This is a genomic window from Elizabethkingia sp. YR214, from assembly GCF_003058195.1.
Taxonomy (GTDB): domain Bacteria; phylum Bacteroidota; class Bacteroidia; order Flavobacteriales; family Weeksellaceae; genus Elizabethkingia.
The window spans coordinates 390,175-404,409 of sequence record NZ_QBUH01000002.1 but is presented as its reverse complement, the minus strand read 5'-3'; the positions used below and the strand labels follow the sequence as shown (position 1 = coordinate 404,409).

The window sequence follows — 14,235 nt, the reverse complement described above, 5'->3', positions numbered from 1 at the left end:
ATTGACTTCTTTTTTTTGGGCATGGTCCAGAAAAAAATAGATGATGTCTTACATTATCTGCAGGAATTATGCGAGATATTCAAATTCCGGATCGGTTCTATGGAATATATCTAAAACAGAAGATTTCATATTAATTTAACCCGGTATTCTCCAGAAACCTTCTTCATCAAGGATCTTCAAATAGCTTTTATATGGTTCGTTGAGGTAATGTAGCTGATACAAATGATCGGCTAGCACTGTGATAAAATTGAAGAAAATAGAAAAGTCTTCTTTCGAATTATAAAGCCCACCCCATTCATTCAATATAAAAGTTAACATTTTCCCATCTTTGGTGACAATCGAAAATTTCAGGTTAGGTGGATCAGCATCTGTTTTTTTGTAATAAGCCCACTGTAGCCCACCAAGTAAACTTATTTCTCTTACTGGTACTTGAATGGATTGTATTTCCGAAAACAGAACTTCACCGAAGCAGGAGCTAATAAAGCCTTCTTGACTAAGCGAAATAATGTCACTCGCCCCTCTTTTGGTGGCTACTTTAAATAACCTGTAAATAGCCATTAACATCAATGGAAAAGATATTAGCAATATCCAGGCAGGAAAAAACGGACGCGGATTTGGTAATACAACAATCATAGCACCTGTTAGTGAAACAGTAAGCAAAGTAGCAAAAAACCAAAACAAAATAGTCGCAGTTTTCTTGCCATTGTTAAAACGGAAGTGATAGGTATTCATAAACAGCTATTTTGTAAATATTGGATTTATTTTCAGCGCTTCTTTGCTAAACTTTAAATATATAACGGATAACCTGTCACCTATCGCATAGCGGGAATAATCTTCCTGTGCTACTTTTATTCTTATCTTTTCATTTTTATTTGCTCCGGCAAAAGTAAAATACTCTCCGTACTCTGTTTTATCACGATTGATAATGATGCCCACCAATTCATTTTTCCCTGCAGCCTTGTCTTTTTTCCAGTTCGCAGTATCGTACCACAAAACTAACTGTCCCATCAGATAACCAAGCCCAAATAAAGCAAACCCCGCCATTGCAAACAACATATAATCGTAGTATTTGAAAGTTTTAAAATTATCTTTTATGAGAAAAGAAACAAATACCATAACCAAAACCGTAGCAAAGCTCAAAATGATTGTTATCTTGGCTTTGAAACTATTCAATCTTGATTCCATGTCTCCTATTTCTTCGTTAGTTAGCGGAATGTTTTCGAGCAGCTTAGTTTTAAAATCTTCAATCATAACAAGTATCCTAAATTATTGACGCCAGACTAATTGTGTTTACAAATATACATGTATTGGTTTGTAAATAAAGATGGGGCTATTCTAGTTTCCAAAAAATAAATAGGAAATAAAAAATGGTGCAAAATTTTTAAACATATCAGAAAAGACTATTTCCGAAAATATAAGACACCTGAAAAAAGCTTCACAGATCATGCTAATTCCTTTTTCCGGAACAAAAGGTATGCAGCTGCATTAACTGTTAAATCAGATCCTAATAAATTTATTGATGTAATTGCTACTGCTCCAGATTATGCAAAAGTCTTAAAAGATGTAGTTAGAAGTATTGTAAAATTCGTATAACTAAAAAAATGAGATGTTCAATTGCCCAGCACAAGTTGCTGGGATTTTTCTTTATACTATAAACTTTTTAACAGCATTACGGTTTCCTGTAAAAGAAAATAAATTATGTTAAACAAATATATGAAAAATTATTTTTAAGTTTAACACACCGAAAACAAAACTTTAACATATATGACAAAAAATTTATTAAAAGCTTTGTTATGGGGCATTCTAATATTATCCGTCTTGCAGTCTTGCCGTACTGAAGATGGTGTGATCACTCAAAAACAAGTAGAAGATAAACGGTTTGCTGTTTTTATTCCAAAGTCTAAAGGCGAAAAAATTAATTATGTTCAAGGCTTTGCTTATCTCTATCAGAACTACTTTAAGGAAAACAGTATTAAAGAAAAAGATCAAAAATTAGTAGCCAAAGATTTTGGAGTTATAGATTTCAGAATTCACTCTCAACTATTTACACTAGAGGATGGTACTAAAGCAATGGTTTTTCCGTTAAGAAAAGATAATAGTATTAATGGATTGATTATGGCAATTTTAGAAAACAATGATACTTCTTTAAGGTATACTGTTTTAGAGGAGAACCAGAAAGGCTATTCTGAAACTATGCAACGCTTTCTCGCTGTAGACAGAGAAAATGATAGACCGATTCATATTCCTGCGTCCGGTAAATTCCCTCCCGGAAGTTCTCCGGTAGCATTAGCCCCACCAATTAAAACTCATGGAATAAGTATTAATGGAAACGGAGAGAATGACACCAATAAAGAGGGAGACGGTGGAAGCAGTGGACCTGAAAAAGAAATTCCGGGTGTTACTATTACAGTACCTAAAGTACCGCCACCACCAGTAATACCTCCTCCATTACCACAGGATATAAAACTCCCCCCTGTTGGTCCGGGTGGAGGTTGTGAAATGTATGAAAACTGTCCTCCCTATAAAGGTGGCGGTGGAGGTAGTGGAGCTTTAGGTCAATCTGGTGATGAATGGGCAAAAGATCATATAGATGATAGAAATTTGAGAGATAATAAATGTGCAAATGATGTTTATCAGAATCTAAAAAGTAAGGTAGGACTGTTTAATAATTTATTAGGCAATTTTAAAGGAAGTAGTTCTATACTTAATTTAAGTTTTATAATAAAACCTATTTCGTCCCCACCCGGAACTATTACAACTGGACAAACTAATCCTGAAAATATAAAGAATGGCTATATCACTATTACCATGAATCCAGATGCATTGGGTTCAACAGATTTAGGTATTGCTACAACTTATATTCATGAAATGATTCATGCTAAAATGTTTCATGATTTAGTAAACGTAGGATGGAATGGCGACAATATAAAAGAAATAAATTCTGAAAGTCTCCCTGCTTTATTGGAAGCTTATAGCAAGGAGTTATACAAAGATGAAAACTCTCAGCATAGATTTATGACTGAATACTATATACCTAAAATGGTAGCTGCCTTAGGGCAATTTGATGGGTATAATCATAGTAAGGCTGATTATGAAAATTTGGCTTGGACAGGACTTCAAAGAACCAAAGCTTATGATGCTCTTTCTCAGGCAAAAAAAGATAAAATTACTGAAGCGAATAATACATTTAATAGAAAAGCACCATGTGGAAAATAAAATTAATAGGATTTTGCCTATTTCTGGGGGTAAATACTTTTTATTATAGCCAGAGCCGCCTTAAATATATAAAGATTGGGACAGTAGAAGGCGTTTCAGAAACAACTGAATTTAAAAGAGTCGGAGGTAAAGCTAAATACGTACAGTTGCTAAAAGAATTTGAAGAATCCTTTAGTAAAATTAACAATGGTTATCCAGAGTATTATAGAGATTACAGTATTATTGATTTTACCTCCCCTAAATTACTAGAAGTAAAGCTTTACCCTAAACGATTTGTTTCAAATGAAGATAAAAAAAATCTTTACTTCTGGAGTGTTCCTATGAAAACTAAAATATATAAAGTTTATTATGATATAAATGCAAAGAAGCTGCATAAACCTATAGAAACCTCTCAAGGAATTGTCGAATAAATATAACCCCGACTAACTTCGGGGTTTTTCTTTTCCTTACGGTAATCCATAAAACTTCAAAAATGTTTCTATTTACATTTGAAGAGTATTACAAACCCCCAAAGGTTATTGTATGGGAATGTGATTTGGTTGGTCCTGAGAAATCGGGACCTTTTTTATTTAAAAATTGATTGTAAATAATATTTTCGGGGGTAAAAGTGGGGGTAAAAATAAAAAGCCGCCCTGTTTATCGAGCGGCTTGTAGCCCCATGAGGAATATATGAATCACAGGTTTTAAGGCATTTTTAAGCTATCTTATTTAATTTGTTACCACTATTGTTCCGCTAAAGTTGTTTTTGCTATTATTTTTATAATTACTTTTTAGGTAATGTATCGCCAAGCATATGATTGAAAATATTTTGATTCAGGGTTCGGTTCAATTAGTCAGGGGGTATATAGATAACATTGTCCATAAATTTATTTAGGCTTACTACCTAATGCATTAATACCCGATACATTTTCAAAAGCAATTTCTTTTATGATCATATCTTTAAAAAAGTTCACCATATTTTCATTCCATTTCGCTCTGTTTTCTTTGACAATACTACTTGCTTTATCCTTCTCAAAAGGTTTGTCAAATGTGATTAAAATTGATGAAGCAATTTCTCCATCTTTCAAAGTATTCCTGGAATCCCAATCTATAAAATATAATCTTAATTTATCATTATCCCATTCATCGGCATTATAACCTTCCCGTATAGTTATATTTTTATCATTTAAATCTTGTAAAAACGTATAAAGAGGCTTCCCATAAAAACTTACCTTATTTGGAATTACCTTTTTTAATTTAGTTACATTTTCACTATAACTCTTCGAATAGTTATTATTTTGTTGTGCTTTACAAGAAAATATTGTAAGCATCGCTGTTATTATTAGAATATTTGCTTTCATATTTATTATATTAATTGTTAATTACATAGATTTGAAGAATAACCATCTTTATATTCCTTATTAACAGGATCGTATACTTTTTCGGCCTTAGCCGTTATTCCTTTAAAGTTACCATTTTTATCTGCTTTCAGAATGCTAACTCCCATATTATATTTTTGTATAACATAAGATAATGCCGCTTCCATTCCTGCTGTTTGTTCTGCTAGACCATTACTAGGGCTTCTACCTGAACTAAAACTATCTCTTATTGCGTTATAGTCCTTACCTATATCATTTGAAGTATTAAACTCTTTTGACCCTAAATTACCTTCTTTTGGATATTTTTTTAAAAACTCTATGACAGCGTTCCTATCATTTACAAAAATTCCATAAGTTGTCCCTGAGCTATTAATAACGAGAGTTCCTTCGAATGATGACGATTTAGCAATATTTTCTAATGCATTATATAAATCCGGTCCAGAATGTGGAGTATCAGTTCCAGAAGGATGTGTATGAGCATTAAATACATAATCGCCATCAGGTGCCTGAACCGTAGTTTGATCAGCCACTCCTGTGGAAATTGGAGATACAGTTATATTTCTATTAGAATTTCTACCAACTCCTATACCATGCTCAACTTTATCGGTTCTTATTTTGTTAAGTGGATCAAGCGCTTTTTCTTTAACTTGTAAGTCTTGCGTGATATTATTAGCTGTTACGCTTGCTATTTTCGCCTTACTACAAGCATCTTGTTGTGGAGTACCAGTACCGGTGCCTCCACCCCCTCCACCTCCAAAGCAGTCTCCAAATGTTCCGCAATCACTTCCCGGAATACTATTATCAGTTTGGTCTCCTGTTGGTAAAGTTATGTCTTTATTAGGTGTTTTAATTGGTCTGGGATTAGTAATAATTACTTCTTCAATTTCACTACATCTTTCATCCGGTCTATTATCACAATCATTATTTGCCATGAATTGTATACTTGCACTAGCACTCAATGCTAAGCGCACATTTCTTTTCTTATACCTATTATAGGCTTCTTGAAATAACGGAACATTAGTTTTATAAAACTCATCATTCTTATCTATAGTATAATAGGATAGCTTGGTTTCTTTTTCAGATAATAATGAAACAATTAAACTGGTTACAGTTCCATTTTCAACTTTAGGAAAAACAACCCATATATTGCCATCTGTATTCTTTATAACCTGAGAACGTACATTGAACTCTATATAAGAGCCTGTAGTAGATGTATTTTGATCAGATGAGGCTTTTAATATTGGTTTATTAGCAATTCCTGATAAATTGGATTTGTTTAGTTCATCATACTTTATCATCAGGGATGCAAAGCCATTGGCATAGTTAATTGTTTTCCCCGATTGAGAAGTGAATGTTGCAAAACGTTTGTCTTCCTGATTTTGTTTGGAAATATTATCTTCTGTTCGACAAGAAGATAACAAGGATAAAGTCAGAACTCCCCATAAACAGGGATAGAATAGAAATTTCTTCATAAAATGTGCTTTTTTATAATTTATTGTGTTAAATATAGGATAATATTTTAAAAACAAAATACGGTTTCCCGTAAATGAATGAAAATTTAACATTACAAGTACCAAATAAGAAAGCACCCCATCTTCCCAAGGGTGCTTCGAATCACATAAAACACAAAATTTTATATGAAAAAAAATTTATTCTGGTGCTAATATATAAATTATTCTTGTTCCTTGTACAGGTTATTTATATTTCTGATAATTAAAACCTAAATAATTAGAGAATGCATCGTTTACCACTATTTTTTACGAGTAAAAAAACCGTTGTATTTGGTAGCCATTGACCGTGGAAAAACCTTTTTTATATTCTGCTTTTATTCCCCGTAAAATGACCGTGAAATAATCTTTATTTCTAATATGTTATGTGCGTGCATAATGACTTCGGAAAAACCTTTTCTTGTTTGCGGGTAATAAAGCATAAAAACTCAATAGAGGGTTGTTTTTAAAGTTTTTCTCCACTTTATTATATCTTAATTGCTTTTTCAAATTAAATCGATTTTTAACGCCTTAAAATAAGTAATGCAGAATTATTAGTCTCTACGAAATGTATAAATATGTTGTCATACGTTTTATTCCTCGATTGTATTTTGGTCTTTTAAAGTAACTGTTTTCAAGATTCCTTCAATACTGCTTAATTGATCCGGGGAGAGTTTATTTAGTATCTGTTCATTGAATACCATTCCGTTAATCTGGATAAAATTATTCTGGTTTTTTATTTGATGAGGTTTTCTGCTTTCATTCTTTCCGGTTTTACCTGCTATATCCAAAAATAACCTTGCAGCTTTTACATCACCTCTGTCAGCAAGCGAGTACATTTGCCAAATAATCTTATCTGCCATGAGTTCTATACTTTGCTGTTGCTCTTTGTATAGAGCAGATTCTTTGAAGGTTTTTAGATGTTTATATATTGTTGTTCTGCTTAAATTAAGCTTTTCTGCAATAAAATTCACAGGTGGGAAGTTTGCGTATTCCTTGGTAAGGGTCGATATTGCCCACATGATATTATAATGGTTAACCTCCCAACGCTGATTTTTAATATCCGGATGCAAAACATCTTCTAGCTTTGTATATAGCTTTTCTTGCTCTTCTCCCTGAAGCTTATTAATACGCCTGTTAACCTCATCAGAGAAGTAATCTTGTTCCTCTTTATTGAAGTTTGTAATATCATTAATGGTAACTTTCTTTAGCTCAAAAACAGTATTTATTTTTTTCTCTATTTCTGTAAACTTTTGTACACCCTTATTTTTGGAGGGGCTTTTTGCTTTCTTATTATTCATATCATTTTTACTTTTTGTTTTACTTTACTTGTTCTATGTTTTAAAACCCAGAAAAACCCACCGCTTTATTTGGGTTTATATTTTATGGTGGCACTGCTTAAGCGAGCCTTATCTTAATTTTCCTTTTTTTTGAGTGTTATTTTACTTCTGCTGGGCTATTCATATCGTACGGAAATATTTCTATTTTCTTAGATACACTTCTACACCCATCTACACCTTTTCTCTAAAATAGAATGTCTTTGTTTACTGACTTTTGCAAAAATATTTTTGTTTTTCTTGCGACATATCCGACACGTGCGACACCGTCGTAATTATGACCGAAATATAAAACACTATATCACAGTTATTTGGAAAACATCCGTGTCGGAAGTGTCGAATGTGTCGCTGAAATAAAACCTTTTTTATTCATCATAAAAATATTATAGGGTGTATCTGGTGTAGCCAATAAAAGAACTTTATTTTTATTTGAAAACTTTATAATTTAAAATACCAGTCTTTTTTACAGGTAAGAAAAACCGTACACTTTTTGTTTTAATCTTCTCTGCACGTGAACAGATAGTAATGAAGTTTTTGTTTTCACGTGTACAGATACGGATATATTCTAATATACTGTTTTAAATATCTCTTCTTTTTTATGGGTAAATAAACTCGGATCATCTTAAATTTTATTATTCCGCTACAGTAAATTATTTGTAATAAAACCTCATCACTTTTCAAGTAAAAATCAGGTTCAATTCTTCAATTCTTTTTTCTCTCATTTTCCTTTACTTTTCTCTTGCTTATTTTAAGAAAAAATGTGCAAATTCCACGTTTATCTTATTTTGGGGTATTTTTTAAAAATGTACTTTTCCCCTGTTCATGGTACTTCTCTGTGTGGAATTTGCACATTTTTTTGAAAAGTATTTTCATGTCATTTTTTGTGCATTTCTTTCCTGCTTTTTTAGTGTATTTTTTGAGCATTTTCAAGTACTGTTTTGCAGTGAAATTACTTTGTCTATAATCTTACATTTTAGATGAGTATGAAGGTTATTTTCAACTCCTAAAGTCTTATAGTATTTTCTCTTGTTTAAGTTAAAAGTATTGCGGTGTTTCTCTTTTATAAGTTCCTGCCAGAATTCGCCATTTTTTGCTTTTGTAATGAATTGCATATTTTTAGAATTAATGTTATCAGTAACAGGATTAATGTTTACAATAAGCATACTTCCCCATTCATTTACCAGCTCCCCGCATAAGGTATTATATACATCAGAATTAAGTAAATCATTTACGGTATAAATGCCATACCTGTGTATATTCTTTGTCTGTTTGGCTCTTACTTCATACCGGAACATATCTTTATCAATATTATATTCAGGGTTATCTATAAACTGTATACCCTTAGCATATGCTTTGATTTGCTTGAATTCTGTAGCATCTGATTTTTTAAAGTAAGGAAAGCCTTTAATTCTAAAGGGCGTTTTCCGGTGGTATAGAATACCCTCAATAATGTTTTCAATACCCATATCAGGAATAATATTAACGCCAAATTCGATATTGACAACTTTAAAATCAGGGTATTCTGATTTGGTTATTCCAATGCTGTTAAGAATTGTGATAATAGAGTTCATACAGTCTTCAGGTGTTAAGTCGTTTCCGTTGTGTTGATAATTATTAAAGTGATAGTGAGGACTGATATTGACAGCTACGGAACCAAATCCGATGAGGTTTCCGTACTGCATGACTTTTCTAAAGTCTAACCTTAACTTATTCCCGTATACTCCGAAACTTAAGTAGTTATTATTCGGAGGTCTTACTCGTGGAAACTTATTTTCCAAAGATAGCCGACGAATAATATCAGGATTGGTAGTTATTAATTTGAGATTGTCCAACATAATAATCTTTAACACTATTATTTTTCACTACCTTTGGAAGGTTGTAATGGTTGCCACTATTACACAAATATTTTGAACACAGGGAGTAATTATTTTACTCCCTTTTCTTTTTCGTAGTGATGTGTAATTGTACTATAGAGAAGTTTTGAATATTGTATGGTAATGGAATACTGAATGCTGAATATGAAATACCAGTAACATAAGTAAACAGGCGAAGAGTAAGAACCATCTGTAAAGAAAGCTATACGAAAACTTAGGAAAGCTTGTTTTGGTTTATGATCTGTTCTACCTCATCACGTTTAAAATATACACGGTTACCGAAGCCATAAGAGGGAATCTGCCCTTCTTTTCGCCAGCGGTGTAAAGTGGATAGATCTATTTTCAAAAGCTCACAAACTTCGCTACGGGTTAGGTACTGGGTTGGTTCTTTTGGTTGAAAATCTTTTGAGAGTTGTTCTTTAAGTTCCGGAATTAAAGCATCTTTTAATTCTTTGATAAGGTCGGTTGGAGTTGTACCGATGAATTGTATTGTTGACATATGCAATGGTTTTTTATTTACATTGCAAAGATTGGGTATTGTATAGCGCAGGTGTTATCCTGAAACCTATCCGGTATATCCTAAAAACAAAATAACCGCCTATATTTTAGACGGTTATGACAATATTTTTTTCCTTTTACTATTGCTTTTGATTGAGTTGCTTCAGTGTAGGAAGTTTAAAATGTTTTGTTTTATCTCCTGAAAGACTGTTATCTGCAAATAGTGTCTTTTTTAAATATTCAACACTTGGTTGTTCTTCTAAGTCTTCAAAATGAAAATGATCTAATATCATTCTGGCTGTATTGGTCGGACTTAAATTTCCTCCTTTATTAATGGGTTCTATTAGCCCCTTATTTATTAACTCCGTAAATAAATATCCGATTGCCTGAATGTTTGTAATTTTGGAATTGATTTTATTGGTTTTATCAGATACTCGTCTATATTGGTTATCCTTACTGGAAAACTTTAATTTAACCATTTCACTTATTATGTAGGTGTGTATACTATTAATCTCAAGTACTGCACCAATACCAATATTAGAAATATTTAAGTCTATAAATTCAGGTAGTAAATCTACATCATCAGGAGGATTTCTTTCTTCCAGAAAGTCTTTATAGCCTTCATAATTAGTCAAGACAAAGTCAATAAATCCTTCATGATCAGAATATTTACTAAGGTATTTCCTTAAAGAATCTTCATCTAAAAGAATTTGATTTGTTTCGGAAAATACATTTAGATACTTTTCCGAAAGTATGTCGTAGTAAGACATTAAACTTAAATTCCTATCCCTCACATGCATAAAATCAAACATGTAGTTTTGTTCAAATTTCTTGAGAGAAAAATATAAAGGGATTTCCATAGCTTGTAATTTTGAGGGCTAAAATAAATGAGTAAAGCGACAAAATATGTCGCTCTGAAATTTTATTTGAGAATAATGTAGTTCTGAATTTCAAATTTAATCAGTATTCTTTTTTTAAGATATTTTTAGTTCTACTTCTTTGTGTGCCTGTGCTACTACTCTGGCACGCTGTAATAAGACTTCATTTAGATCCGTTTTATTGTAATGTTCTACCATTTCCTTGCTATGGTGGTTTGTCTGCATTTGGATTATTTCACTTGGTAAATACTGACTAAATAAAGTAACGTACGTTGCACGACCTGAATGTGATGTTACCAACTTCCAAAACTCATCTTTAACTTTTACCTTTCTTTTGATATTGTTTCTAACTTCAGTAATTCCGCCCTCTGTTATCTCGGTCAAACCTGCAATCTGGCAAACTTTTTTAATATATCCATTATACCGCTGTTCTGATATTTTCCTTGGAAATTTACCATTTCTTTTCTCCATTATGTCCAATACTTCAGGTAATAGATAAATATATTTCTGTCCACCTTCTTTGGAGTTACGGTTTTTCTTTTCAATAACTTTTAAAAATTTATTGTTATTGTCTTCAACAATATTGTCCTCATCAAATGTAAATAGTTCAGATACTCTAACAGAGGTATAGCAAGAAATTAGTAACCAATCCCTCGCATTATCCAGATAGTCATTTGGTAGAATGGTATTCTTTATCTTTTTTAGTTGCTCAAAACTAAAAGTAACATATTCTGCTACATTTTCGATATTAGAATTTATTTTCCAGTTTAGAACCTCTTTGCTTATTGGATAATCTGTATCAGCAAATTTGCAAAGCATTTTAATGTCCTTAATATATTTTACCTGTGTATTGGTAGAGTAATTAAGTTTATTTAGATGATTAACAAAGTTATTTCTAAACAGATCATTTATTTCAGTAACCTTTAAATTGCGATCAAAATCGGATACTACTTTTTGAAGTGTTTTATATTTTTTAATGGTATTTTCTGCCAGTGGTGCAGTGCCTTTGGTTTTGTCTTCTACACTTCGAAAGTTAATATAGAAATCCAACAGTTCTGAAAACCGTTCAGGTTTTGAATTTCTCACCTGTGTATTTATCCGATGTCCGAAATAATTACGTTTGACATAATCCCGAATATGTTCTTTTAATTCAGGAGCTGTTAAACTTAAATTATCATCTATTGAATTGGATATTTCAATTCGAAATGAATTGAGATTATTATTTAATCTCTCAATTTCGGCATTAAGCATCTTTTTCTCTGTGGTTTTTGCTCCTTTAGTATACTGGCTTAAATTCCATTGTTGGTTCTCATTGTCCCAGTTGTCTATATTTATGTCATAGGGAGTAGCGAGAACTAAGTCAAATTGCTTGTTTGGACGGTAGCGGAAATAGATTTTTTGAATTTGTTCCTTTCCTCTTAAAAAGAATCTAATGGTTGCCATTGGTTTGGATTTTATATTTTGAACAATTCAAATATAATACTTTGATGGTAACAATACAAAATTTGTTACCACTGTTGTTCCGCCAATTTACAATATGTTACAATCTGATGAATTTTAATACAATCTTTGAATATCAATATTAAATGCTATGAATACTGCATTAATAAAGAATGAGAGCATAAAAAAAGGACTTTCGAAAAAGTCCTAATTGTACTGATTGTAGCCCCATGAGGAATCGAACCTCAACCTAAAGAACCGGAATCTTTAATTCTATCCATTAAACTATGGGGCCTCCCTTATTCGGATTGCAAAATAAGTACTTATTACGGGAATTTGCAATTATTTTCCTTAAAATTCCAGCTTGATTCCGCCAAGTACCTGAGCTCCCATTACTTTGTAGCCTAAATAGTTCTGATAAGATGTTCCGGTTAGGTTATTCCCCATTACAAAAACACTGATATTCTTGTGTAATTTGTATTCTGCGGAAAGGTTAAGATCTACATATCCGGAAACCTTTCTATCGTTTGCTTCAGTAGTTGTATATTGGCTATTAGTGCCTAATGGCTGCACATCGAAAGCATTCGCTTTTCTGTCAGTTACAAAAATACCTTTAAAACCAAGATTTAACTTTTTATTCAGCATAGAATACTTCGCTCCCAATGTTGTTTGTACAACAGGCTTGTAGAATGCATTACTGAAGTTTTTCAGTGAGTAACTCATATATTTTAACTCCCCTGTAAAGTTTAAGTTTTCCAATGGGAAATACTGAGCATTGATAGTGACTTCACTTAGATTTCCGTTATCATATACAGTGTTAAAAGTATTCAGATAATCGTATGCATTTCTTTGAGCCACAGGATCTGCAGAGAACAGGTTATTCGACTTATAGAATAACATATCATTCAGCTTGCTGTAACCTGCGTTAATGTCATATTTAAAGTTCTGCTCGATATCACCCTTAATACCGAAATAAATATGGTATTTGGTCTCTGTCGGGCGAAGCTGAAGATCTGATACTAAGAACGGATTGTCATGTAACAAATCTGTATAAGTGTTTAATTTAATACCACCATCTACCCCAGCGTAAAATTTAACTTCATCTTTTGGTGCAATTAAGATCTCAGCAGTCGGGAACCAGTAGAACTTATTATTTTTGGTTCTGTCTGTTGTTGCTGTTTGGTATTTGGATGTAAGCGATGTAAAACGCGATCCGATTTTCAGATAATGGTTTCCTTTAAAGAAAGTAACTTCAGGCGTGAAGTTAGCCACAAAATGAGTTGACTCATTTTTATTCAGAATATCAAATTGTGTATTTACACCTTGTATTCCTACACCTAGATCGGCATTCATTGTAATACCATCAGAAGAACTGATTGTAAGATCGTGTTTTGCAAAGTTTACCAATGCGTCATAGAAGTTTTCTTTCGCATTGAAATGGTCTTTGGTAAATGCTGTTTTTACACGGATATCATTCAGATAATTATTAGCATAAAAATCATAATAAGCATTTACACCAAATTTGGTATAACTTTGCTTTAGATCTGCATTGTTAGCAGGCTGTATTACATTCTGATAATTCCCGTAGTAATTATAGTTGTTTAGTTCGATACCTGCATCTACATTCAGCTTCCCTACTTCACCATATGAGTTTAAGAATACATTTGCTTCAGTATTCTGTTGTTTAGAATCCCAGTTATAGTACTTCTTTAATCCACTGGTAGAGATGTGGTGTACATCTGCACCAACCTCCAGATTAGGCTGTATTTCTCCCGAAACATTTCCATCTACCAGAAATTTACCATAGTTACCATATCCCAGCTGGAAATAGTTACGGTTATAACCTGTATTGAATTTCGGAGAAATATCTTCCCCTTTGATAGTAGAAGTTTTGAAATCCGAAATCAAAGGAATATTAGTTACCTGATATTTCAGAGAGTCCTTCCCTTTTGGCGGGAAGTTTTTTTCTGTAGGAACAGAAGTTTTCTTTTTCTCAATTTTCTTTACTTCAGGCTCACGCTTACGATTAAGAACCAATTTTTCTTCTTTAATCTGTGCATGGGCAGTTTGTACTCCTGCCACTCCTAAAACACCGATAACTGCTATATATTGAATATGTTTTTTCATTCGTATATTTTTATTTTCCG

Annotated in this window: 13 protein-coding genes and 1 tRNA gene; 3 read left to right on the top strand and 11 right to left on the bottom strand. The window is 32.4% G+C overall.

Going from position 1 to position 14,235, the window contains the following annotated elements; genetic code table 11:
* Positions 1-135: 135 nt before the first annotated feature.
* Together C8J95_RS05015 and C8J95_RS05010 are read right to left on the bottom strand one after the other, a co-directional pair.
* A complete protein-coding gene (locus C8J95_RS05015) occupies positions 136-732 on the bottom strand; it encodes a hypothetical protein (RefSeq protein WP_107809268.1) in 597 nt (198 codons plus the stop codon).
* 6 nt (positions 733-738) lie between these two features.
* On the bottom strand, positions 739-1,251 hold the full coding sequence (locus C8J95_RS05010; protein WP_107809267.1) for a hypothetical protein: 513 nt from the start codon (positions 1,249-1,251) through the stop codon (positions 739-741).
* A 102-nt stretch (positions 1,252-1,353) separates the two neighbouring features.
* Between C8J95_RS05010 and C8J95_RS19145 the strand changes: the two genes are divergently transcribed.
* The 3 genes from C8J95_RS19145 (at position 1,354) to C8J95_RS04995 (ending at position 3,626) form a co-directional block, all read left to right on the top strand.
* Positions 1,354-1,593 (top strand): glucosaminidase domain-containing protein, encoded by a 240-nt coding sequence (locus C8J95_RS19145; protein WP_107809436.1) that lies wholly within the window; start codon positions 1,354-1,356, stop codon positions 1,591-1,593.
* 171 nt (positions 1,594-1,764) lie between these two features.
* The gene (locus tag C8J95_RS05000) at positions 1,765-3,216 is read left to right on the top strand and encodes a hypothetical protein (protein WP_107809266.1); all 1,452 of its coding nucleotides are present in this window, start codon (positions 1,765-1,767) and stop codon (positions 3,214-3,216) included.
* The gene (locus C8J95_RS04995; RefSeq protein ID WP_107809265.1) at positions 3,204-3,626 is read left to right on the top strand and encodes a hypothetical protein; all 423 of its coding nucleotides are present in this window, start codon (positions 3,204-3,206) and stop codon (positions 3,624-3,626) included. The genes C8J95_RS05000 and C8J95_RS04995 overlap by 13 nt, the downstream gene beginning before the upstream one ends.
* Before the next feature lie 456 nt (positions 3,627-4,082).
* On the opposite strand, the gene C8J95_RS04990 is transcribed toward C8J95_RS04995, so the two are convergent.
* From C8J95_RS04990 to C8J95_RS04950, 9 genes are all read right to left on the bottom strand, one after another.
* Positions 4,083-4,556, bottom strand: coding sequence for a hypothetical protein (locus C8J95_RS04990; protein WP_107809264.1), 474 nt, complete (start codon positions 4,554-4,556; stop codon positions 4,083-4,085).
* Positions 4,557-4,573: 17 nt separating this feature from the next.
* Positions 4,574-6,046 (bottom strand): hypothetical protein, encoded by a 1,473-nt coding sequence (locus C8J95_RS18915; RefSeq protein WP_255412720.1) that lies wholly within the window; start codon positions 6,044-6,046, stop codon positions 4,574-4,576.
* 608 nt (positions 6,047-6,654) lie between these two features.
* A complete protein-coding gene (locus C8J95_RS04980; RefSeq protein WP_107809263.1) occupies positions 6,655-7,362 on the bottom strand; it encodes an HTH domain-containing protein in 708 nt (235 codons plus the stop codon).
* 962 nt (positions 7,363-8,324) lie between these two features.
* Positions 8,325-9,233 carry a hypothetical protein gene (locus C8J95_RS04975; RefSeq protein WP_146173447.1) on the bottom strand — a complete coding sequence of 303 codons (909 nt, stop codon included), beginning with the start codon at positions 9,231-9,233 and terminating at the stop codon, positions 8,325-8,327.
* A 253-nt stretch (positions 9,234-9,486) separates the two neighbouring features.
* Positions 9,487-9,771, bottom strand: coding sequence for a helix-turn-helix domain-containing protein (locus tag C8J95_RS04970; RefSeq protein ID WP_107809008.1), 285 nt, complete (start codon positions 9,769-9,771; stop codon positions 9,487-9,489).
* A gap of 139 nt (positions 9,772-9,910) precedes the next feature.
* Complete coding sequence (locus tag C8J95_RS04965; protein ID WP_146165462.1) at positions 9,911-10,630, bottom strand: hypothetical protein; 720 nt, start codon at positions 10,628-10,630, stop codon at positions 9,911-9,913.
* Positions 10,631-10,744: 114 nt separating this feature from the next.
* Positions 10,745-12,091 (bottom strand): integrase, encoded by a 1,347-nt coding sequence (locus C8J95_RS04960; RefSeq protein WP_107809006.1) that lies wholly within the window; start codon positions 12,089-12,091, stop codon positions 10,745-10,747.
* Positions 12,092-12,311: 220 nt separating this feature from the next.
* Positions 12,312-12,383, bottom strand: a tRNA-Arg gene (locus C8J95_RS04955).
* A 56-nt stretch (positions 12,384-12,439) separates the two neighbouring features.
* Positions 12,440-14,215: a TonB-dependent receptor gene (locus C8J95_RS04950; protein ID WP_107809005.1), complete on the bottom strand. Its 1,776-nt coding sequence runs from the start codon at positions 14,213-14,215 to the stop codon at positions 12,440-12,442.
* Positions 14,216-14,235 lie beyond the last annotated feature (20 nt).